We start from the raw sequence: 21,891 nt of genomic DNA, 5'->3' as shown, positions 1-21,891 counted from the left end.
TATTTTTTAAAAAAAGAGGATATAATTAAAGAACTAGAAAAATAGTGAAAGTAGGGTGCTTATGAAGGACCAGTTAAAAAAGTTGAACTTAATTGATTTAATCAGTGAAAAACATATTGTACTAAGAAGAGAAGTTGAGCAGCGATGGGAACGCACCATGGAAAGTGAGATTTCACATACGGAAGCGATGCTTCTTGCAAAGCTGAGCATGGGACGGATTGCACTAGCAGAAGTTGCAAGACAGGCAAACATTTCAAGACAAGCTATGTCAAAGTGTGCAAAGCAGTTAGAAGTTAAAGGCTACTTAGTTTTTGAAGCAGAAGGTAAGGGTAAATATGCCAGGCTTACAGAAAAGGGGCAGGAGTACTGCGAAAACAGCAAGAAGTTAAAACAGGCAATTGAAAAAGAAATTACGGAAAAGATTGGTAAAGAGGCCATCAGTTTGCTAAAAAATCTTTTAGCAGAAGACTGGCTATAGTAGAGGATTTTTTCATATTAAAAAAAGCTAGACATTTGCACAAGCCGTGCCCCATGTCTAGCTTTTTTAGATAATTTAAATGGTCATTACACCGCCAAAGCGTGCAAGATAAGCTTGATGAGCTTCATAATTGCTATCGTAAGCACCTACCTTGCGCCAGAAGGAACGGTCATGATTGAGGTGAAGAATATGGCAAAGTTCATGAATGACAACATAGTCAATAACATGCAGCGGAGCCATAGAAAGTCTGTAATTGAAGGTGAGGTCCTTAAGATTATTGCAGGTTCCCCAAGATTTAGGTGAATTTACTACGGTGATGCTCTTGGATTTGACGCCGATAATCTTTTCAAAGTGTTTAACACGTTTTTTTACGATTTCTTTTGTCTTAGTAGTATAAAATTTTTTGAGAGCAAGTTGGACTTCTTCTTCAGTTTCTGGGATGATTTCAAGTAGTTCATTTAAAGTACAAGCTTTGCCTAGATATAAGAAGTTTTCAGTTTCGTTGTAACTTTTTTGGCTTGAAATAAACTTTCTATTTTCAAGGCGTTTTTGAAAATCTAGAAGGGCTTTGCTATGAGCTTTCATAAAAGACATAATGTCCGCTTCTGTAGATTTAGACGGTGCCTTTACAGTGATATGACCTTCTGGCGTAGCTTCTAGTGTCATCTTTTTTCGTTTGCTATATTGGACATGAAAGAAAATTTCTGTTTGATCAATTGTGATTTGCATAAGTAATCTCCATAAATAATATAAATGAATAGTTTTATTATAACATGAGAGGAAAAAAGGGGCTATAATGGAGAAAAGAATATAAGGGGAGGCTTCTAAATGGCAGAGCAGTTGGGCATTGAAAGTAAGCTAAAAGATATTTATAAAAACCCAGTTGGAAAGGATATTTTGGATAAGTTATTGATGCAAGTTGGCAAGAGTGAAAAGATACTTACAAATCCTATTGTAGGGAACCTTCGTTTAAAAACAGTGATGCATCTTAGTAGAAAGCTATTAGATAAGCAGTTTTATAACTCCTTTTTGACTTTACTAAATGAAGCAGAGTCTATGGTCGAAGTGAGTCAGGAGAGCATTGAAGAAGTCTGGTGGAAGGAGAAGATTGTTTATCAGATTTATCCCAGGAGCTTTAAAGATAGTAATGGAGATGGCATAGGGGATATTAATGGCATTATAGAGAAGCTTGATTATTTACAAGGGCTTGGTATAGATATGATTTGGCTATCCCCGATTTATGATTCGCCCAATGATGATAATGGCTATGATATTAGGGATTATTATAAAATTATGGCTGAATTCGGTACTATGGCGGATTTTGATAAACTTTTAAATGAGGTGCATAAAAGAGGGATGAAACTCATTATGGATTTAGTGGTGAATCATACCTCAGATGAGCATGAATGGTTTCAAAAAGCTATAAAAGAGAGCGGTTCTTTGTATAAAGATTATTATCTTTTTAAAGAAGGAGAAGAAAATCAATTACCTAATAACTGGACTTCTTATTTTAGCGGGCCGGCCTGGAATTATTATAAATCACAAGGCAGTTGGGCGTTACATTTGTTTTCTAAGAAGCAGATGGATTTGAACTGGGATAATGTGGCTGTGCGTCAAGAGATTTATAAGATGATTAATTGGTGGCTAGAGAAGGGTATAGATGGTTTTAGATTAGATGTCATCAACTATATTTCAAAGAGAGAGGGCTTGCCTGAGGGAAATAAGTCACTTGGAGAAATGATGAAGTATTATGGCGTTGAACACTATTTTTATGGCCCTCACTTACATGACTATTTAAGGGAAATGAGGAAGGAAACTTTTGATAAGCATAATGCTTTTACAGTGGGGGAAACACCTGGTGTAGGCCTTGAAATGAGTCGGCAGCTTACGGCTAAGAGCAGAAGAGAATTAGATATGGTATTTTCATTTGACCATTTAGAAATGCCCGGTCATGAGCGATTTGACTTATATAGCTATGATTTGAATTATCTTAAAAACTATCTTATAAAGTGGATGAAGTGCTATGGGAATGATTGCTGGATGGCATTGTTTTATGAAAATCATGATAATCCACGTATGATTTCTAAGGTGGATGAAAGACCTGAATATAGAGAAGTATTAGGAAAGCTGCTTGCTTTAATTCAGATGACATTAAAAGGAACGCCATTTATTTTTCAAGGTCAGGAATTGGGGCTTATTAATAAGAAGTTTAAACAAATTAAAGATTTTAGAGACATTGAAAGCATTAATTTGTATAAGGAACTCATTAAAACGATGGATGAGGAAACAGCTCTTAAGAAAATCTTAAGAGGAAGTCGTGACCATAGCAGAGTACCAATGCCATGGGATGATAGCGATGAAGCAGGTTTCACTAAGGGGACTTCATGGATTATAGGAGATGAAGATTATAAGCATTATAATGTAAAAAGTGAAATGGAAGAAGAAAATTCCATGTATCATTTCTATAAACAACTTATTGCTCTCCGTAAGACTAATAAAGCTTTAGTTTATGGTGAGGTGATATTTACCCATGAGAAGTGCAAAAATCTTTTTACGTATTATCGTAAGTTGGCGGGGAAGACTTTTTATATCGAGTGTAATGTAAGTGGTAATATCATTAGACGTAAACAAAGCGTAAGAAAATACCAAAAAATAATTTCAAATTATAAAGTAGAAGATAAGTGGCTGCGTCCTTATGAAGCAAACCTTTATGAAATACCATAAGGTATGGTATAATTTTAATATAGAGAAACTAACTAAAAGCTTGAAATATACAAGTAGGTAAATCGGTTTCTCTTAATGATTTCACATGACTCAAAACTATGAATAACTAAACTTTATAAATGTGAAATCTATAGTGTTTTAAGGTATATTAAATTAATTAAACAAGGAGAAGCGTATGGGACTATATGACAAGTTAACGGGTAAGGCATCTGTGGGAGCAGATTTAAGTTATGTGCAAGATTACTTTTTTGAAGATGAACAAGTGATTGGATCCTATCAATTTATAAGAGATTCTGTTGTTTTAACAAACTATGGGATTTATATGGTAGATGTACAAGGTGTAACAGGTAAGAAAGTAGAAGTTAAATTCTTTCCTAAGAAAGCGGTAAAAACAGTTTCGTATGAAACAGCAGGAAATTTTGATTTAGATGTAGATATTAAAATTGGAGTAGATGGCAATACGACTCTGGCTTCATCAGGAGCAGCATATAGTGCGCCTATTTCTTTCAAGGTACCACGCGCGCAGGCAGCACAAGCTAAAGAAATTATTTTCCTTGTAAAAAAATATTATTTATGTATATAAAATAAAAAAAGATACAACGATAGGGCATTTGTTTACTAAGTGTGAGATTAGTAATGCAAATGCCTTATTTTGTGGTGAAATAATATAAAAAAATTTGATAAAATAAATACAAATATTAAAAAATGTAGAAAAATATTTTTAATTGTGTTAGAGTTATTATGCAATAAGTACTTAAATTAATGAATATATTTTATTTAATTGTTTAATATGTAGAGAAATCAGCTAAAAACCTGAAATACCCATGTAGGTAAAAAGGTTTCTCTCAATGATTTCACATGACTCAAAACTATGAATACTAAAAGTTATAAATGTGAAATCTATATGAACGCAATAAAGTATATGACTCAGGGGGAGATGTACATGAAATTAAACAGAACATTAAGCATGATTTTAGCAGCAAGTATTGCAGCAGCAGGATTTTCAGTAGTAGGGATTCCAAACTATGTTATGGCAGCAAGTACAACTATGCAAGGCGAGGTTAATGAAATTCCAGGTACAATTAGAGAGGTCAAGGATTATGATGAAAGCTTTTTATCTGTAACAGGCTTTGCATCATTAGGTGTAAAAGATAGAAGTGAATATATAGGAACAGCATATTACCGTGAGGTAACTAATGAAAGGGAGTTTTTACAGGCTTTAGCAGATGCACAGACAGGTGAGGTTAAAGTTATTGAAGTGCAAAATGATTTAAATTTAGGTTGGAATGAGTTGAATCTTTCAAGTGAAGAAAGAAAACAATTTAATTTTATTTCAAAATATGGTGCACCTTCTTATGGCTTTACAAATCCTTCATTAGAGGCAAGTGGTGCATCTAAACTTAATATTTCAAATACAGATGGGCTGACTATTTTCTCAAAAAATGCTAGTACCATAAGACATACAGAATTAAAATTACAAGCTTCAAGTAAAGACCTTGTTATTCGTAACCTAAATTTTGATGAAATGTGGCAATGGGATGATACAGGTGCACATAAAGAAGTGGGCTGGACATTTATCAAAGTTAATGGGGCCAATGATGTATGGATTGACCACTGTACATTTGCTATGGGGGCAGATGGGATGTTAGATATGGAAAATGGAGCAGCTGGGGTAACTTTATCGTGGTGTGAATTCGGTCTTGAAGCAGATGAGAATCCATCATCAGATAGTCCAATTTATAAATCAATTACATATATGGAGCAAAAGTATCAAAATGGTGACTTAGGTGAGGGAAGCCGTTACTGGAATTTACGTGAGAATGGCGCAACAATGAATGAGATAATGGCCTATGCTGCATATCATTCAAAATGTCACTTAACAGGTTCAGGAGACAAAGATTATAAAAACTATACATATAGTGATGGAAGAGAAGTATTAGATGGCAATCAAAGACTTCAGCTGACTATGGCGTATTGCCACTATATGAATGTAGGACAACGTGTGCCTATGATTCGCCAAGGAAAAGGACATTTATATAACTGCTATATTGATGATTCTACACATCAAGCTGTACATAATAGCAAAGAGGCCTTTATGACATATGGCAAATATACATTAAGCCGTGCGATAAATGCTAGAAATGGCGCTTCAATTGCGGCGGATACATGTGTATTTAATGGGATTAATGAACCACTTGTAGGCAATGAATTACAAGGTAATGATACAGCTTATATGAATGCACCATGGGATACACTTTTTGCGGCAGCTTATAATCGTTCACTTATTGTAAACTCTATGGTAACGAATGAATATGGGACTTATACAGGCGGTAGCTGGGATAACAATGGTGAAAACTTATTTACAACAGGTTTTGACTGGCATGATAAATCAACGATTGGAGATTGGGCATGGTCTTCATCTATAGTAGGTGTGGAGGATATGCATAAATCTACACCACCAAGTGAGCCTTTTGAATTCACTTATAATACAGAGGAAGTATTACCTTATGAATATAATGTTGTACCACTTGAAGATGTCGTATGTGTGGTAACAGATTATGCAGGTGCAGGAAAAATTGACTTAGATGAAAGCGGTTGGTTAAGTACTGTGTATGGTGAAGAAAACGGTAAACCTGAAGAAACACCAGATGAAAGTCTAGACTTAGTAGAAATAGATATGACAACTCACTTTAATGTAGGCATTGATCAGATTTATGAAATTACAGCGAAAGAAGCAACAGACTTATCACAAGTAACACTACGTTACTACTTCCAAAAGGATGATTCATTACCAATGAATTTCTGGTGTGATTATGCTGGCTTACAATTAAATGAGGCACCATGGCATATGGATATGACTTATGATGTAACAGGTGAAATAGGTGAAGAAGATGGAAGGTATTATATCGAAATTAAACCTAATACCTCTTTTACATTAACACCAGGACAAGGTAAAGCCTTTATCCAAATTCGTGTGGCCAATGAAGATTGGTCAGAAATGACGAATTTCCAAGAAGGTACATTAGAAGTCATTTACAACTAGAAAATAGGGAGATTTTAATAAAGCATCAGTAAAAGGGTAAGATTATATCTAAGTCATTAGAAAATAATCTTACCCTTTATTTTAGTAATTACTTAAACTAAAACATCACTTAAACTAAAACATCGATAGATGTTGCAGTTTGCTTTTCACTGTCAGTCTTACTTTTTCTAGCAGCTAACTCGGCATTAGCCTCGGCTTGTGTAATCGTACCATCAGCTACTTTTTGCTCGATTTGAGCATCTGTTAGCCCAGCTAAATTAGTTGTAGATGATGTTGTGTCGTCATCGTCATCTGTAGAAGTACCTTCTAAGATAGTTTTAAGTGTAGCATTGTCATCTTTGCTTTCAACGTCATTTACAGCTGCAAGTGCATCTTGTGCTGCAGTTTGATTTTGTGCAAACATAGAAAGACCTTTTGCACTAATTGTAAGTGTATCCCCGCTTTCAGTTTTTGCAGCTTCTTGAGAAGTTGCAGTACTTAGATGTGCACTGCTAAAGCTAGAAACGGAACTTGCAAGTGATGTTGATGCTGCTTGAATATTCATACGAAACCCTCCTGTTTTACGACATACGTCGCTTGATTTGAGGCCTTTAACTTTAGTATTAAAATCCCCTAAGGACAAGTTTAAACTTTGAATCTTAAAATAATCTTAAATGATTATTGAAAGTAATTAAAAAGTAATAAAATATAAAAATGAAAATAAGTGATTTTAGTGAAAGATAATAGAGAGGTAGCAGAAGGATAGCATTTAAGTGAAAAAATAAATAAAAATAAGTTAATATTGATAAAAAATAATGTAAAATATATCTAAAAATAGGGGTATTAATAGATAAGAAAATGTACTAATATAAACATAAGCCAAGTTATAAGAAAATTTAAAATAATTAAGGAGGAGTTTCAAATGAAGAAAATGAAAAAAGTTTTAGCATTTATGATGGCTATAACTTGTGTGGCTATGTTTAACATTGGCAATGGCAATGTTGTTAAGGCGGCAGAAAAAAGTGTTACTGCCTCACAAGCTTATGTAGATGCTATGCAACCAGGTTGGAATTTGGGAAATACTTTTGATGGTTATGACACCAATGGGGACAGAGGAGAAGAATCTTGGGGAAATCCTAAAGTAACAAAGGAACTTATACATAATATTAAAGAACAAGGATTTAAGAGTATTCGTATGCCTTTCACAACAGTAATGCGTACTGGTGAGGCACCAGATTATACGATTGATCCAACTTTCTTAGCACGTTATGCAGAGGTTGTAAATTGGGCGCTTGATGAAGGCCTATATGTTATGATTAATGTGCATCATGATTCTTGGAATTGGGCGAAAAATATTGGCACAGATGATGGTTCAGCAATGAAACAATACCAGGCAATTTGGCGTCAACTTGCCGATTATTTTAAAGATTATCCAGAGACAGTATGCTTTGAATCTTTAAATGAGCCACAATTTAATGGTAGTGATGCAGCGCAAATAGCAATTAACAATCAGGTAAATGAAGCATGTTATGAAATCGTAAGAAATTCTGGTGGCAATAATGCAACAAGAATGCTAGTGCTTCCAACACTTAATACAAATGACAGTGAAGACCGTTGTGAAAGTCTTTATAATTCAATTCAAAAATTAAATGACCCTAATATTATTGCAACATTCCACTACTATGGTCCTTGGGCTTTTAGTGTAAATATTGCAGGACGTACAACATTTGATGATTGGGTACAAGGTGAATTAGAAGGTGCATTTGACCGTATGTATAATGCATTTACTTCAAAAGGAATTGGTGTAATCTGCGGTGAATATGGTCTTCTTGGTTTTGATACAGCCTTAGGCACAATTGAAGAGGGCGAAATGCTCAAATATATGGAGTATCTTGGATATTATGCAAATCAAAAAGATATCACAATGATGCTTTGGGACAATGGCCAACATTTTAGTCGTTATAACTATACATGGTCTGACCAAGATTTATTTGATATGATTAAAGCAAGTTGGGAAACAAGATCTTCTTATACAGAATCTGATCATATCTTTATTAAAAAAGGTACTACAGTAAGTGATGTCACACAAAAGCTTTCTTTAAATGGCAATACATTAGTAAGCATTAATGATGGCAGCAAAGAATTAGTTTTAGGTGAAGATTATACAGCAACGAATGAGGCTGTTACAATCAAGGCAAGTTATCTAAACAGCATTTTAACAAGTACATATGGCACACAAAAGACGTTAACATTTAAATTCTCACAAGGTGCAGATTGGAAAGTTTATGTAGAATATTATAATCGTGCTGTAATGAGCGATGCACAAGGCACAACAAGTGTACTTGCTATTCCAGTAAGTTACAAAGGTGACATTGTTGAGACTATGGAAGCTGTAGATGCAAATGGTTCAGGGGTAGGACCTCAAAATTGGACGACGTACAAAGAATATGCTAAAACATTTGCACCAGACTATACAAATAATACACTCACAATCAAAGACGCTTTCTTTGCAGAAACAAATGATGGTGAAATAACACTTAAAGTACACTTTTTAAGTGGTGAAGTTGTAAATTATAAAGTCGTTAAATCAGGAAACACAGTAACAGGTAAGGCACTAGAAACTGATGATGAAGACAATAATGGCGGCAATACAGGAGACAACACCGGCGGGAATACAGGTGATGGCGGTGATGAAACAGTAGCTGGCATTAGTGTTACACAAAGCGGTAATGCAAATAATGCAGTTTTTAGCGTTGAGATAGCAAGTAAGGAGCAAGTTGATTTATCAAAGGTAGCAGTACGTTACTATTTTACAAAAGCTGATACAAAAGAAATGAACTTCTGGTGTGATAATGCAGGTCTTGCACTTAAAGAAGCACCATGGTATATGAGCATTGGGTCACTTGTAAAATATGAATTTGTACAAACAAATGAAGGTTACTATTTAGAGATAACAATGCCAGAAGTAGATGCAAAAGTAAATGAAGGAACACTTACACTTCAAACACGTATCGCTAATATGGATTGGAGTAATATGGAAAATTTAACTGCAGGCGTAACAGAAGTCTATTATAATGGTAGCCTTGTAAAATAAGTAGTATAAAGAGTTTTAGGGCATAAATCATAACATAAATCATAAATAAAGAAGATATAAATGGCATGATGCAAGGGGCTCATGCCATTTATAGTATGTTAAAATAAATAAAAGTCACATTAAAATACAACAAAAAATTTTAAATTGCTAATGTTTATTGAAAATTCAAGTGATTCATGATATTTTAAAGTAGAAACTATATGAAAGGGAGAGGGAGGGCATTTATGAAAAAAAATACAGTTATTATTTTAATTACAAGTACATTTCTTGTAACAGCATTAGCAGCCTTTGCCATAATTTTCTTTGCATTTAATGGAAATATGGGAGGGGAAAAAGCAGACCGCCAAATGGTGCTTATTGATAAGGGATATTTTAATACAAAGACCGATGATAATGGGGCGATACATATTGTAAGTACAGGATGCAAGATTTATTACAAAGATAAATATAAAAAGAAAGTCACGCACACCTTAAGTACTTGTGAAGAAGATATTAATTCAGTTATTGGTGCATACTTTAGAGAAAAAAAACTAGAGGATATTGCAGCTGAAGGTTGTTTTGAAGATACCCAGTTATATATTAAGGATGAGATTAATGCATTGCTTAATGAAAGAATTGATAGTAATGAAGCGTTGCCAGTAGAGTATGTAACAGATGTTATTTTATTTGATACAGTGTATCAATAGAAACATAGAGCAGCCAACTAAAAGCTCTATTTAAAAGTTATAAAAATAATGGAATAAATTGGTTAAAATGAAGTGGCATAAAATAAAATAGCTTGCACATAATATTAATGTACCGAGGATGTGATATGTAAAACATATCAGATGAGAGGTATAGATTTTAGGAGATGGTACCGTTGGAGATTGAAATGCAGTAGCAGATTAATTTGGCACAAGATATCAAAACCTAATTGAATACCTGACAAAAGGATGCGAGGTATGTGATTAAACGCTTAATGGAAAAGTAGTTACTGTAAACCTAGAGTTAAGGTCTTAGCATGGGGGCTACCCAAAGTCAGCGCACATTTTATAGATTGTTAATCTAGGAAAAGTAACGAAGTATTTAAGTATAACACAAAGCCAGATAAGCAGAGCCTTAGCAGGAGAGAAGAGGGTGTCTACATCAAGGTATATCGCTAATTGTATTAGCGCTTATATCATTAATGAGCACCCTCTTTTTCTGTAAAAATTTACATTTAAGAAGTATATTTTTAAAAAGAAATAATGTAAAATAGAGGACATACCTAAAAAAGTAGTTGGGGGTACGAATGAATTTGAATATTGACATTGCTAAGGAACTAGAATCTTTACAAAAAGATAAAGCATATATTACACATATTATTAAGTATGCAAAAGAAAATTGGAAAACAGATATATTAAATGTAAAGGCATTAATGGAAGCAACACTGAGTTTTTTAGAAGAACATATTAAAAAAGATAAAAGTTATGAAGCAGCTTATGTAAGAGCTGTAATTTGTATGCAATGGTATTACTTAACTTTTTCAAAATATGAAGAAGGTACTCAGAAAGCGTTAGTCATCTATGAAATATGTGAGCATTTAAAAGATTATAATCAGCTTATACGTACATGTAATATTTTATTAATCTTATATATGAAACAAGGATTATTTGAAACAGCATTAGAATATGGCTTACAAGGGCTTGAGGCTGCTAAGAAATATGGGCAGATTAAGTCAGAAGAGACGCTAGTTTTAAATATTATGCAGCTTTATATTGAACTTAAAGAATATGATAAAGCTTTACAGGTGGCTAATTATTTAGAAGAGATTGGTTATACAAAAGATGAGAGAAAATGTCTCTTTATAGAAAGTGCATTAGCTGAAATTAAATTACACACTAATTATTTAGATGAAGCCATGATTCATTGTGAAAAGGCTTATGCCTATGCCTTAAATCAAGGGGATAGCAATGCGGTGGCAGAAATATTATATATACGTAGTCAAATTCAAAATAGCTCTCAGAAACCATTAGAAGCAAGAAAAGACTTTAAAAAATGTTTTGAAATTTCTAAAGCAAACGATTATAAAGAGTTAATTATACGTGGGCTTATTTCTTGGGGGGAAGAACGTGTAAGTCACGGCATTGCGGATGAGGTGGAAGAAAGATTAATGGAAGCCATAACATTAGCAGAGGAGATTCATGCAATACATTTAATGGCGCAAGCGTATGGGGCTTTAGAAGCGTTATATAATTTAACAGGTAATTGGAAAGAAGCTTATCGTGCCGTTAAGATAAAAGAAAAGTATTTAAAAAATGAAAGTAAACATAATATATGGTTGACCGCATTAGAGCAAAAAAGTACAAGGCGAGAACTGCAAAATTATAAAAGATTATACCAACAGGTTCAAAAGATTTCTAAGGTAGGTCAAAGATTTACGGCCAATTTAGAAATAGATGAGTTAATTGATATGATTTACGAGCAAGTGAATGAACTCGTTCCAGCAGATATTGTAGGTTTAGGCATGCGTAAGAAAAATGGTGAGTTCTTCTATAAAGCATATGGAAAAGATGGTGAAGTCATAGATGACATCAATGAGGACTTATATGATAAGGTCATATCACTAGGAACCATGACATTGCAAATGGATGAAGACATTATTATTAATAACGGTAACTTTACGGATTATTTGATAATGTTAGAAAAAGTGGTAGGTAATGAAAGAAATATTATTAAATCAGCTATATTTACTAAATTAAAAATAGATGATAAACCTATTGGTGTTATTGCAATAGGCAATTATGAAAAGAATGCTTATAGCAAAAATGATTTAAGAAGCTTACAGATTTTAGCTTCATACTTAGCTGTCGCACTGCGTAATGCAGACTTATTCAATGAAGTAGAATATTTAGCAATGTATGATGCCCTTACAGGGATATACAATCGTGGAACAGTTCTAAAGCTTGGTGAGGAACAACTAAAAAGGAATCAGAAGCTGGGTAAAAAAACAGCAATTATTATGCTAGATATTGATTATTTTAAAAAGATTAATGATATACATGGACATATATGTGGCGATCATGTACTTATGGAAGTGGGGAAAATTCTTAAGGAGAGTGTAAGAAATATAGACTTTTTAGGACGTTATGGTGGTGAAGAATTTATTGTTATACTAAGCGATATAAGTGTAGAAACGAGCAAGAGGATTGCAGAACGTATTAACAAAAAGGTGAATGAGCATAAGTTTATAGCGAAAGAAAAGGAAGAACTTGCTATTACCATTAGTTGTGGCGTATACTTATGTAATGAGGAAGAGGACTTTGACACAGGTATTAAAAAGGCCGATGATGCCCTATATAGAGCAAAAACATTAGGCCGTAACCGAATTGTAGTATATGAGGAAAATACTAGACAAGAGAGGTAAACATATGTCATTTGAAAAAATGCAAGACTTAAAAGAAATTCATGAAAGAAGTTGTATGATGGTCTATCATTTCTCACCTAAGGAAATGCAAGCAATTCAAAGTGTGGCAAGACTTACAGGGATAAAAGACATCATTATACTTGAAGCCAACCAAGTGGAAACGACTATTGAAGATATTTTAGAAAATAAAATAACTATAGGTAATGATACAAATGTAAATGAAAAAGCAATTGTATTTAATAATATCCCAAGCGGTAAGGTGAATGTATTTATCGAGGGACTAAAAAAAATGCGTATGGCAAGACCACTGATTGCTGTTGTAACAGAGCATTCTATTCATTGGTCATTTAAAGAATTAATTATGAATTTAAGCCAAGAACGTGCCGCACTTCGTAATAATGGCCAGACAGCACATTAAATAATAGATCTAAATTAATTTAAATACTTGAAAAAATTTTGAGTTTATGTTAAGTTAATAATAATTGAATCAGACAGTTCATTCAGACCATCCTGTCTATAAATAAAACTAGGCTATTATATAAGAAATATAGGGTGCCTTGGCACCCTTTTTTTATAGCCTAGGAAAGAGAGATTTTTAACTTTCCTAGGCCCAAACTCAAAATTTGAGTCAAGAATGTGGCGTGAGCTGCTTTCTTGAGAATTAAGCTGAAGCAGACTTTTTGTTGAGGCGAAATTCTAAGCGTAGATAAGGTGGACATTTGTCCGCCTTATTTTTTTGAGATTAAATTTTAGGCTACTTTTATGACCAGTGTATGGAAATCAGTAAAAGTAGCCTTTTTTCATAGAGTAGGAAAGTGCGATTTTTAACTTTGCTATTCCAAACTTAAAATATGGAGGAATATATGTTTATTATAAAAAGTGAAATACAGTTTGATATGGCACATTATTTAAGTGGTTATACAGGAAAATGCCAAAATATCCATGGACATCGTTATCGCCTCATTGTAAGGGTTGCAAGTGAAACATTACATGAGGAAGGACAATTACGTGGTATGGTAGATGACTTCGGCAATATTAAAGGGGCATTAAAGGAAATAGAAGAGCTTTTTGATCACAAGCTTGTACTAGAAGATAATGAAGAAGGCCGTAAGGTGGGGGCGCAGTTAGCAGCGTTGCCAAATGCTTTTAAAATTTTATATTTACCTTTCCGCACCACAGCTGAAGAGATGTCACGCTATATTTATCGTTTATTGAGAGATAAGGGCATTGCAGTTTCAGAAGTGGAACTTTTTGAAACACCAACGAATAGTTGTACGTATAAGGAGTAGAGACATGAATAAATTTAAGGTTATTGAAAAGTTTGTATCCATAGATGGTGAAGGGCCTACAGCAGGCGCGCTTTCGACTTTTGTACGTTTTGAAGGATGTAATTTAAGATGCAGTTGGTGCGATACGACGTATTCATTTGATGGTAGTAGTGATGTGGAAATGTTAACAGCAATGGAAATTGGTGACTATATTAAGGAAACAGGGGTAAAGCATGTAACCCTTACAGGTGGGGAACCGCTTTGGCAAAAGCATATAGAGGAGATTTTAGACTTATTGGCTAAAATGCCTTTGATAACGACACATATTGAAACCAATGGGGCTGTAGATATTACGCCATTTAAGCAAAGATATAAGGATGCAGCTATGCATTTCATTGTAGATTATAAACTCCCAAGCAGTGGCATGCAGCATAAAATGGTAGAAAAAAACTTAGAAGTTGTGACAAAGAATGATGTTTATAAATTTGTAATTGCAAGTACAGAAGACTTAGAAAGAGCTTATGACCTTATTAAAAAATATGAGTTAGCTAAGCGTTGTCAGGTGTATTTAAGCCCTGTAAGAGAAAATATAGATTCAGCTGTAATCGTGGATTTCATGAAAGAAAAACAGTTAAATGATGTGAAGTTGCAGCTGCAGTTACATAAAATAATTTGGCCTAAAGAAAGTAGAGGGGTCTAAATAGACTGGAGGAAAGTTATATGGCAAAGCAAATTGATACAGAGAAGATTTGTTATCATATTAGGGAAATCCTTATTGCCTTAGGAGATAATCCAGAAAGAGAAGGTCTTAGAGAAACGCCTAAACGTGTGGCTAAAATGTATGCAGAAGTCTTTGAAGGAATGAACTATACGAATGAAGAGTTGGCGGAGATTTTTGGGAAGACCTTTGAGGAGGAAGATTATCTAGATGAAAACCATGGGGACCTTGTAGTGATTAAGGATATACCTATTTTTAGTTACTGTGAGCATCATTTGGCACTGATGTATAATATGAAGGTTTCTGTGGTTTATAAACCTTGCGGTAAGGTTATAGGCCTTAGCAAAGTTGCACGTATCGCAGATATGGTTGGGAAGAGATTACAGCTTCAAGAACGTATTGGAAGTGATATTGCCGATATTATGATGCGTATTACAGGAAGCGAAGATGTAGGTGTTTTTATAGAGGGTGAACATAGCTGTATGACGGCTAGAGGAATTAAGAAACCTGGTGTTGTAACACGTAGTACTACTTTTAGAGGCTGCTTTGAGAAGGATAGTGAGATGAGAAGAGAAGCTGTGGAATTGGTGAAAGATTAAAAATTAAGATTAGAGATGGAGGAGATTAGGATGAAGGAAAAGGCGATTGTTGTATTTAGTGGTGGACAGGATTCTACGACTTGTTTATTTTGGGCGATGGAGAAGTTTGATGAGGTCATTGCAGTAACATTTGATTATGGGCAGCGTCATGCTTTGGAGATTGCGTGTGCAAGAGATATAGCAGAGGAGTTAGGGATAGAGCATCATGTACTTGACATGGGACTTTTGAATCAGCTGGCACCAAATGCTTTAACAAGAGATGACATTGAGATTGAAACAAAAGAAGGAGAATTACCTTCAACTTTTGTAGAAGGACGTAATATGCTTTTTTTAACTTTTGCTGGTGTAATGGCTAAGGTAAAAGGGGCAAGACATATAGTAACGGGTGTGTGTGAAACAGATTTTAGTGGTTATCCAGATTGTAGAGATATTTTTATTAAATCTTTAAATGTTACCTTAAATTTAGCAATGGATTACAATTTTGTAGTGCATACACCACTTATGTGGATTGATAAAGCCCAAACTTGGGAAATGGCTGATCAGCTTGGCAGGTTAGATTATGTAAGACAAAAGACATTAACTTGCTATAATGGCGTAATAGGTGATGGCTGTGGTACATGTCCTGCTTGTAAATTGAGACAAAGAGGCCTTGAGACATATTTAAAAAGTAAAGAAGCATAGGTAGAAGATAGGAGAAATTAAAATGCAGGGAAGACAAAGAGAAGAAATGCAAGATGTTACATTACTAGGAAACCAAGGGGTGCAATATAAATTTGGTTATGACCCAGATATTTTAGAAAGCTTTGATAATAAGCATCCTGGAAATGATTATTGGGTAAAATTTAATTGCCCTGAATTTACAAGCCTTTGTCCTATTACAGGTCAACCAGACTTTGCGACGATTTATATTAGTTATATTCCAGGTGAGAAGATGGTAGAGAGCAAATCTCTTAAGTTATATCTTTTTAGCTTTAGAAATCATGGAGATTTTCATGAGGACTGTGTAAATATTATTATGAAAGATTTAATTAAGCTCATGGGCCCTAAATATATTGAGGTATGGGGGAAATTCACACCAAGAGGTGGCATTAGCATTGACCCATATTGTAATTATGGTAAGCCAGGAACAAAGTTTGAACAGATGGCAGAACATCGTTTAATGCATCATGATATGTATCCTGAGAAGGTGGATAATAGATAAAGCTATTAAACAGGTGTCACAAAAAATGGTCCGTTGCTCCACTGGGCTCTACTAGCTACACGCTCCGTAATCTGTGAGGTTCTAAGTTCGATAACAAAAGAAACGGTGTGAACTCACTGCGCTGCGCTTCGTTCAGACAGCACTATATAGGTGCTGTTTTTAGTTTTTAAAATGATAGTTTCAACATTATTTAATGGTGTAAAAATAAAGTTGGTTTAAAATGTATAAAAAATATTGTACAATTATAAACAGTAGATTAGAACTAAGATGACAGGAAATCATACAAAAGAAAAGGGGAAATAAAATGATTGCTTTTGGGATGTTTTTGGTTGCGGGGGTTTTTTTGGGGTGTTGGGATATTTCTAAGAAATTGGCTTTAAGAGGTCAAAATGTAATCGCGGTGCTGACAGCTTATAGTATATTATCATTTGTACTTGTAGCTTATGAAATGAGAAATGCAGTGCTTATAAGCGGGAATACGATTTTGTTGTTGGCATTAAAGAGCCTTATTATATACATAGGATGGAATTTTATGTTCTTGGCGCTGCAGCAATTGCCTATTAGTGTGATTACGCCCTTTAATACAGTGACACCGTTATTTTCGATTATTTTAGGCATTATTGTATTGGGAGAAGTGCTTGAACCTATGCAATGGGTGGGGATTGCCATTATGTTTGTGGCCTATTATTTTATAAGTAAGGTAGGTAAGTTTGAAGTTAAGCATATTTTTAGAAATAAGTATTTTTACTATATGATTATTGGTTCAGTTCTTAATGCAGTCACAAGTTTGATTGATAAAATAGCTATAGGTCAGGTAACGGCAACACTTACATTAAAGGGAATGGATTCTAAGCTGACAAGTAGTATTGTACAGGTATGGTTTTTATTTTTCATGATGCTCTTTTATGTGTTAACTTATTTAGGGCGTAAGTATATTCAAAAGGAAGCACTAAAATTAAAATGGGACTGGAATATTTTATGGATGAGTTTATGCATTATACTAGCTGATCGTATTTATTTTGCAGGATTAAATATGCCCAATACGCCTATTTCTATAGCTATGCCACTTCGTAGTGTCTCTATTGTGGTATCTGTATTGGTAGGAGGCCTTATTTTTAAAGAACCTAATTTAAAGAAAAAGGTATTATGTACAGGGATTTTGATTGTAGGGATATTGATGTTATTTATATAAGGATACATTAAGGAAAAAATATGTAGGATTTAAGAAATATGAATAAAAATCAATAATGAGGATATACTTTAACCGAGGGTATAAAGAAGGACAAAGATACTAAGAGATGCTTAGTATCTTTGTCCTTTTTAAAGTAAATTTCTTTCTGCCATCAGATTTATTTGATGGCAGTTTCTTTATGTCATTTTATTGTAATTCTTGTGTTCTGTGAATTTTGTTATATAGAGTAGATTTTCAAATGAAATAAATTAAAAATTTATAAATGTGAAATCTATAGTAGAGCGGCTGTTAGAGTGGGCATAATATAAGTTTTGATATTGATGTTTATAGTTTAAAAATTATAATCATGCTATAATTGAACAAAACTATTTATATTTTCAGTAAATTACAATGCAATTGAATAAAACAAACAATTAAAGAGTGGAGGAGTGACATGCGAAAAAAACACTTTTTTTTAGTAATAGTACTATTAATTGCGATGACAGGGTGTGGGAGTAAAAAAGCTGAAGAAACCAATAATGTAGTTAGTGAAGAAAAGCAAGTGCAAGAAGAATTTGTTAATGAATTTGGGACTATAGTAGAAGAGGAGAAAAATGGCATTTACATACAATTTCCAATAGTGGTTAGTAGTATCAATGTAAGAGTAGGGGATGTAGTACATAAGGGAGATGTATTAGCAGTTATAGATGATACAGTGTATAAGGAAAAAATCTCTGCGAAGGAAAAAGAACTAAAAAGTTTACAATCAAAGATTGAACAAAATAATCAAATCATTAGTACATTAAACACACAAATTCAATATACAAAGAACAAAATAGCTGAAAAACAAAGAATATTGGATAATGAAAGCGATAGTGTGTTGATAAATTATAAGGAACAAGTGAAAATATTTGATAGTCAGATTGCATTAATGCAAGAAAAGTATGAGATGAATAAGGCATTATATGAAGCGGGCAGCATTTCTGAGCAGGAATTGAAAATTTTAGAACTGGATATTAAAAATGAGGAACAAGAGAGGAATCAGGTCTTAAATAACATAGCGCAGACTAAGCTTAATTTGGAAAATGAGATTAGTGATTTGCGTAATACTATGGAAGTCAATGAAATACAACTTTCAAATGATAAAATAAACAATCAAGTCAAGAATGAAGAGATTATTATGAGCATGGATAAATTGAAAAGTGAAATTGCTCAAATAAAGGACAAGCTTAAGCAGTTAAATAGTCAGAATGGAAATATTGTAGTAAATCAAGAGTGTGCCATTGTAACGCAAGTGAATGTTACAGAAGGAAGTCCTTGGACAGGAGAAGAAGGAAAGGCGCTTATAGAAACAGTAGCGACTGATAAACTTATTGCTAGTATTAATGTACCACAGGATGCAGGCCAAAAAATCAAAATAGGTGATAAGGCTGATGTTACCATTACCGGAACAGAACAAACTATTCCAGGTGAGGTTGAGAGAATATCTTATCAAGCAGAGGAATCTAATGGAGATACTATTTTAAAAGTAGATGTAAGGCTAAAAGAAGTTGATATGGATTTAATTAAATTAGGCTATGAAGTAGAAGCGGTAATTTATGTGAAATAAATATAATAGGAGTAGTGTTATGTTTTTTAAATTTGTAATTAAAAATGTATATGAAAACAAATCTAAGACGTTATTACTATTAATTTCTATAAGTTTATCAGCAGCAAAGAGTAGCTATTGCGAGAGCATTAATTTTCAAGCCTGAAATTGTACTGGTAGATGAGCCTATAGGAAATCTAGATTCAAAGTCAGGAAAAATCATCATGGAGTTATTTAGGACTATCAATAGAGAGTATAAAACAACAATTGTACAAGTTACACATTCACCGGAATCAGCTTTATATGGGGATTCAATTATTAGAATGTTAGATGGAAATATCCAAGCATTTGAAACAATAAATTCAGGAGAGGAGTCAACTCATGAAATTGGACAACCTTAAGGATATTATATGAAGCACGCCTACTTTAGTCTACTGAATGTAAAAATCAAATTAAAGGAACAATAAAAGGAGATGTCCAAAATGGACATCTCCTTTTATTAGGATGTAGGTAAAAGTTCTTTAAGTGCATCGCCAAAGGAAACGGTCCTAGCAGATGACATATACTGTGCTTCTGATAAGGATGCATTTAAAATATCATCCACAGAAGTATAGGGGGACTTGCCATATTTATTAGCAAATCCTTCTATGACTTCAAATAAATTATCATCTTTTTTGACAGGTTTTGTATTTGGACAAAGTAGATGCATTGTATCTTTTAGTTCATTTTGTAACGGTTCTAACGCTCTAGATAAATTTAAAGCCAGTTTTGCCATGATTTTGTCGCCCCCTCTTATAAATTGTACTTGTTAATATGATTATAGCACAATAAAAGGAGAAAAACATAAATTATTCGTAGTTTTTACCGAATTTCGCATCTGCCTCAATAAGAGACATAATGTCTGAAAAGCTACCTGCAGTAGGTTTTGCTGTGCCTTTAGATTTTTTAGTGGCAAGAGAGGCCATTTGATTTTTAGAAACCTTGTGAGCTGTATTTTTTGAAGCAGCCATTTTATCAGCAGGTGCTGATTTCTTACCAGCTTTTTTATCGTTGTTGAAGCCTTTTGGATATTTATTACGTGATTCTTTCTTTGAAACGGGTGCTTCTTTTGCAGCTTTTTTAGGTGCTTCAGCTTTAATGACTTCCCCTGAATCTAAACGTTTGATGGCACCCTTTACAAGTGTAATAGGTGCAAATTTAATGTTGTATTCACGTTCATAAATACGAATAGCTCCTAGCTCTTTAGGAGATGTGATACAAATAGAGGTACCGCTAGCAATACCACGCGCTGTACGTCCTGCACGGTGAAGGTAATCTTGCGCTGTAAGTGGCATATCAAAGTGGAAAACATGCGTAATATCTGGTACATCTAAGCCACGCGCTGAAAGATCTGATGAAATAAGTAGCTCTACCTGACCTTTTTTGAAACGCATAAGTGCATTTTTTCTCTCTTCTTTTGAAACTTTACCAGAGATTGAAGCAATCTTGTAGTTATGATATTGAAGTTTTTCAATAATTGTAGTTACATCAGTATTTTGACTTACAAAGATAAGCGCTTTTTGAGTCTTAGTAGCTAAAAGTAATTTTTTAAGAAGCTCAAATTTATCACGTTTATCGCCTACGATGTACATATGCTCAATGTTTGGATTGAGAGAAGTTTTAGGTGCCATTTGAATAATTGTTGGTGCTGGCATAAATGTTTTGGCTACATCTAAAGTTTGTTTTGTAATAGAAGCTGAGAAGATGCAAAGCTGACGTTTTTGCATTGTCATATGCAGTAAGCGTTTAATTGTGCCTGCTTGATTTTGACCTAAGAGGTTGTCAGCTTCATCTAAAACAACAGTTTGAATTGTGTGCGCTGTAATTTTGCGGCGTTCCATAAGATCGAGTACACGCCCAGCAGAACCTACGATAATGTGTGGACGGTCTTTAAGCTTCTTGATTTGTGTTTCGATGTTTACTTCACCCATGATAGGCATAGAAGTGACAGGGATACCACTGTTTTTAGCAAGTAAAGAGATTTGTTCATGAATTTGCATAACAAGCTCATGAGTTGGTGCAAGGATAATAGCCTGCATTTCATTTTTTGTAGTATCTATTTTTTCAAATAGAGGAAGAACGAAAGCAAGTGTTTTGCCGCTTCCTGTATAAGATTCAGCAATGATATCATAACCTTCTAAGAACGCAGGAAGCGTACGTGCTTGGATGGGTGTAGGAACTGTGATGTTTTGAGCTTTTAAGCCATCTATAAGCTTTGTATTTAAATTAAGTGCTGTAAAATCAGTAATCATTATAATCTCCTTAATAAAAGTCTTTTACGTAATCTTCATTATACAACAATACCTAACAGAAGGCTAGGGAGTAAGAAAAAAGGGAAAATAATAAATAAAACAAATGAATATTAAAAAATAAAAAGAAAAAAGGAAACAGGAAAATTACACGGAATATATAAAATAGGATATTTATGCTTTACAGGCAAAATGAACATGAAATCTTGTAACAAGATACAGGGAGTATAACCATCGTATGACAATTCGTGAACAGTTGGAATTATCAGAACGTACATATTTAAGCTCTTATGCGATGCTGAGTCAGGATTCGAGAGGGCGGGACAGAGAAGAACCGGAATGCGATATTCGTCCG

20 protein-coding genes and 1 pseudogene are annotated in these 21,891 nt (G+C 33.9%); 17 read left to right on the top strand and 4 right to left on the bottom strand.

Annotated features, from left to right (window positions below):
• Nucleotides 1-61 precede the first annotated feature (61 nt).
• Nucleotides 62-478 (top strand): MarR family winged helix-turn-helix transcriptional regulator, encoded by a 417-nt coding sequence (locus tag AC1VAQ_RS16665; protein WP_302596042.1) that lies wholly within the window; start codon nucleotides 62-64, stop codon nucleotides 476-478.
• A 75-nt stretch (nucleotides 479-553) separates the two neighbouring features.
• On the opposite strand, the gene AC1VAQ_RS16660 is transcribed toward AC1VAQ_RS16665, so the two are convergent.
• Nucleotides 554-1,207 carry a M48 family metallopeptidase gene (locus AC1VAQ_RS16660; RefSeq protein ID WP_302596044.1) on the bottom strand — a complete coding sequence of 218 codons (654 nt, stop codon included), beginning with the start codon at nucleotides 1,205-1,207 and terminating at the stop codon, nucleotides 554-556.
• A gap of 99 nt (nucleotides 1,208-1,306) precedes the next feature.
• Here AC1VAQ_RS16660 and AC1VAQ_RS16655 point away from each other — a divergent pair, with 99 nt between their 5' ends.
• The 3 genes from AC1VAQ_RS16655 to AC1VAQ_RS16645 all read left to right on the top strand — a co-directional run bounded on the left by AC1VAQ_RS16655 (nucleotide 1,307) and on the right by AC1VAQ_RS16645 (nucleotide 6,245).
• Nucleotides 1,307-3,202, top strand: coding sequence for an alpha-glucosidase (locus tag AC1VAQ_RS16655; protein WP_303243899.1), 1,896 nt, complete (start codon nucleotides 1,307-1,309; stop codon nucleotides 3,200-3,202).
• A gap of 175 nt (nucleotides 3,203-3,377) precedes the next feature.
• Nucleotides 3,378-3,785: a PH domain-containing protein gene (locus tag AC1VAQ_RS16650; RefSeq protein ID WP_302596049.1), complete on the top strand. Its 408-nt coding sequence runs from the start codon at nucleotides 3,378-3,380 to the stop codon at nucleotides 3,783-3,785.
• 360 nt (nucleotides 3,786-4,145) lie between these two features.
• A complete protein-coding gene (locus AC1VAQ_RS16645; RefSeq protein ID WP_479904214.1) occupies nucleotides 4,146-6,245 on the top strand; it encodes a cellulose binding domain-containing protein in 2,100 nt (699 codons plus the stop codon).
• A gap of 109 nt (nucleotides 6,246-6,354) precedes the next feature.
• On the opposite strand, the gene AC1VAQ_RS16640 is transcribed toward AC1VAQ_RS16645, so the two are convergent.
• Nucleotides 6,355-6,789, bottom strand: a complete 435-nt coding sequence (locus AC1VAQ_RS16640) for a hypothetical protein (RefSeq protein ID WP_302596053.1) — start codon at nucleotides 6,787-6,789, stop codon at nucleotides 6,355-6,357.
• Nucleotides 6,790-7,146: 357 nt separating this feature from the next.
• On the opposite strand from AC1VAQ_RS16640, the gene AC1VAQ_RS16635 reads away from it, so the two are divergent.
• From AC1VAQ_RS16635 to AC1VAQ_RS16580, 12 genes are all read left to right on the top strand, one after another.
• Nucleotides 7,147-9,318, top strand: a complete 2,172-nt coding sequence (locus tag AC1VAQ_RS16635; protein ID WP_479904213.1) for a cellulase family glycosylhydrolase — start codon at nucleotides 7,147-7,149, stop codon at nucleotides 9,316-9,318.
• A gap of 224 nt (nucleotides 9,319-9,542) precedes the next feature.
• On the top strand, nucleotides 9,543-10,004 hold the full coding sequence (locus tag AC1VAQ_RS16630) for a flagellar basal body-associated FliL family protein (RefSeq protein WP_302596059.1): 462 nt from the start codon (nucleotides 9,543-9,545) through the stop codon (nucleotides 10,002-10,004).
• A gap of 584 nt (nucleotides 10,005-10,588) precedes the next feature.
• Nucleotides 10,589-12,703: a sensor domain-containing diguanylate cyclase gene (locus tag AC1VAQ_RS16625; protein ID WP_302596062.1), complete on the top strand. Its 2,115-nt coding sequence runs from the start codon at nucleotides 10,589-10,591 to the stop codon at nucleotides 12,701-12,703.
• Between the two features lie 4 nt (nucleotides 12,704-12,707).
• Nucleotides 12,708-13,121, top strand: coding sequence for a DUF3783 domain-containing protein (locus AC1VAQ_RS16620; RefSeq protein ID WP_302596064.1), 414 nt, complete (start codon nucleotides 12,708-12,710; stop codon nucleotides 13,119-13,121).
• A 445-nt stretch (nucleotides 13,122-13,566) separates the two neighbouring features.
• A complete protein-coding gene (locus tag AC1VAQ_RS16615; protein ID WP_479904212.1) occupies nucleotides 13,567-13,992 on the top strand; it encodes a 6-pyruvoyl trahydropterin synthase family protein in 426 nt (141 codons plus the stop codon).
• A 4-nt stretch (nucleotides 13,993-13,996) separates the two neighbouring features.
• Entirely contained in the window at nucleotides 13,997-14,671 is a 675-nt protein-coding gene (gene queE, locus AC1VAQ_RS16610) for a putative 7-carboxy-7-deazaguanine synthase QueE (protein ID WP_302596068.1), read from the top strand.
• 20 nt (nucleotides 14,672-14,691) lie between these two features.
• The gene (gene folE / locus AC1VAQ_RS16605; protein WP_302596073.1) at nucleotides 14,692-15,288 is read left to right on the top strand and encodes a GTP cyclohydrolase I; all 597 of its coding nucleotides are present in this window, start codon (nucleotides 14,692-14,694) and stop codon (nucleotides 15,286-15,288) included.
• A 15-nt stretch (nucleotides 15,289-15,303) separates the two neighbouring features.
• Complete coding sequence (gene queC, locus AC1VAQ_RS16600) at nucleotides 15,304-15,969, top strand: 7-cyano-7-deazaguanine synthase QueC (protein WP_479904211.1); 666 nt, start codon at nucleotides 15,304-15,306, stop codon at nucleotides 15,967-15,969.
• A gap of 22 nt (nucleotides 15,970-15,991) precedes the next feature.
• Nucleotides 15,992-16,489 carry a preQ(1) synthase gene (gene queF / locus AC1VAQ_RS16595; protein ID WP_302596078.1) on the top strand — a complete coding sequence of 166 codons (498 nt, stop codon included), beginning with the start codon at nucleotides 15,992-15,994 and terminating at the stop codon, nucleotides 16,487-16,489.
• A gap of 304 nt (nucleotides 16,490-16,793) precedes the next feature.
• On the top strand, nucleotides 16,794-17,681 hold the full coding sequence (locus AC1VAQ_RS16590) for an EamA family transporter (protein ID WP_302596081.1): 888 nt from the start codon (nucleotides 16,794-16,796) through the stop codon (nucleotides 17,679-17,681).
• Nucleotides 17,682-18,114: 433 nt separating this feature from the next.
• Nucleotides 18,115-19,269, top strand: coding sequence for an HlyD family secretion protein (locus AC1VAQ_RS16585; protein ID WP_479904210.1), 1,155 nt, complete (start codon nucleotides 18,115-18,117; stop codon nucleotides 19,267-19,269).
• 203 nt (nucleotides 19,270-19,472) lie between these two features.
• Complete coding sequence (locus AC1VAQ_RS16580) at nucleotides 19,473-19,649, top strand: hypothetical protein (protein ID WP_479904209.1); 177 nt, start codon at nucleotides 19,473-19,475, stop codon at nucleotides 19,647-19,649.
• Nucleotides 19,650-19,747: 98 nt separating this feature from the next.
• Here AC1VAQ_RS16580 and AC1VAQ_RS16575 read toward each other — a convergent pair whose 3' ends face one another.
• A complete protein-coding gene (locus AC1VAQ_RS16575; protein WP_302596092.1) occupies nucleotides 19,748-20,023 on the bottom strand; it encodes a hypothetical protein in 276 nt (91 codons plus the stop codon).
• A gap of 73 nt (nucleotides 20,024-20,096) precedes the next feature.
• The gene (locus AC1VAQ_RS16570; RefSeq protein WP_302596094.1) at nucleotides 20,097-21,539 is read right to left on the bottom strand and encodes a DEAD/DEAH box helicase; all 1,443 of its coding nucleotides are present in this window, start codon (nucleotides 21,537-21,539) and stop codon (nucleotides 20,097-20,099) included.
• Between the two features lie 235 nt (nucleotides 21,540-21,774).
• On the opposite strand from AC1VAQ_RS16570, the pseudogene AC1VAQ_RS16565 reads away from it, so the two are divergent.
• Nucleotides 21,775-21,891 (top strand): annotated as a pseudogene (locus tag AC1VAQ_RS16565) (deoxyguanosinetriphosphate triphosphohydrolase); the annotation flags it as partial.

This window comes from Cellulosilyticum sp., assembly GCF_982396655.1.
The sequence above is the reverse complement of the archived record's forward strand: the minus strand, read 5'-3'. Positions and strand labels throughout refer to the sequence as shown.

Bases quoted from the DNA above. Each gene is read 5' to 3' on its own strand.
- AC1VAQ_RS16570 (WP_302596094.1), bottom strand. From the start codon at position 21,539: ATGATTACTGATTTTACAGCACTTAATTTAAATACAAAGCTTATAGAT.
- AC1VAQ_RS16655 (WP_303243899.1), top strand. From the start codon at position 1,307: ATGGCAGAGCAGTTGGGCATTGAAAGTAAGCTAAAAGATATTTATAAA.
- AC1VAQ_RS16575 (WP_302596092.1), bottom strand. From the start codon at position 20,023: ATGGCAAAACTGGCTTTAAATTTATCTAGAGCGTTAGAACCGTTACAA.
- AC1VAQ_RS16660 (WP_302596044.1), bottom strand. From the start codon at position 1,207: ATGCAAATCACAATTGATCAAACAGAAATTTTCTTTCATGTCCAATAT.
- queC (WP_479904211.1), top strand. From the start codon at position 15,304: ATGGAGGAGATTAGGATGAAGGAAAAGGCGATTGTTGTATTTAGTGGT.
- AC1VAQ_RS16580 (WP_479904209.1), top strand. From the start codon at position 19,473: ATGGAGTTATTTAGGACTATCAATAGAGAGTATAAAACAACAATTGTA.
- AC1VAQ_RS16665 (WP_302596042.1), top strand. From the start codon at position 62: ATGAAGGACCAGTTAAAAAAGTTGAACTTAATTGATTTAATCAGTGAA.
- AC1VAQ_RS16620 (WP_302596064.1), top strand. From the start codon at position 12,708: ATGTCATTTGAAAAAATGCAAGACTTAAAAGAAATTCATGAAAGAAGT.
- AC1VAQ_RS16650 (WP_302596049.1), top strand. From the start codon at position 3,378: ATGGGACTATATGACAAGTTAACGGGTAAGGCATCTGTGGGAGCAGAT.
- queF (WP_302596078.1), top strand. From the start codon at position 15,992: ATGCAGGGAAGACAAAGAGAAGAAATGCAAGATGTTACATTACTAGGA.
- AC1VAQ_RS16640 (WP_302596053.1), bottom strand. From the start codon at position 6,789: ATGAATATTCAAGCAGCATCAACATCACTTGCAAGTTCCGTTTCTAGC.
- queE (WP_302596068.1), top strand. From the start codon at position 13,997: ATGAATAAATTTAAGGTTATTGAAAAGTTTGTATCCATAGATGGTGAA.
- AC1VAQ_RS16635 (WP_479904213.1), top strand. From the start codon at position 7,147: ATGAAGAAAATGAAAAAAGTTTTAGCATTTATGATGGCTATAACTTGT.
- AC1VAQ_RS16585 (WP_479904210.1), top strand. From the start codon at position 18,115: ATGCGAAAAAAACACTTTTTTTTAGTAATAGTACTATTAATTGCGATG.
- AC1VAQ_RS16615 (WP_479904212.1), top strand. From the start codon at position 13,567: ATGTTTATTATAAAAAGTGAAATACAGTTTGATATGGCACATTATTTA.
- AC1VAQ_RS16645 (WP_479904214.1), top strand. From the start codon at position 4,146: ATGAAATTAAACAGAACATTAAGCATGATTTTAGCAGCAAGTATTGCA.
- AC1VAQ_RS16625 (WP_302596062.1), top strand. From the start codon at position 10,589: ATGAATTTGAATATTGACATTGCTAAGGAACTAGAATCTTTACAAAAA.
- AC1VAQ_RS16630 (WP_302596059.1), top strand. From the start codon at position 9,543: ATGAAAAAAAATACAGTTATTATTTTAATTACAAGTACATTTCTTGTA.
- folE (WP_302596073.1), top strand. From the start codon at position 14,692: ATGGCAAAGCAAATTGATACAGAGAAGATTTGTTATCATATTAGGGAA.
- AC1VAQ_RS16590 (WP_302596081.1), top strand. From the start codon at position 16,794: ATGATTGCTTTTGGGATGTTTTTGGTTGCGGGGGTTTTTTTGGGGTGT.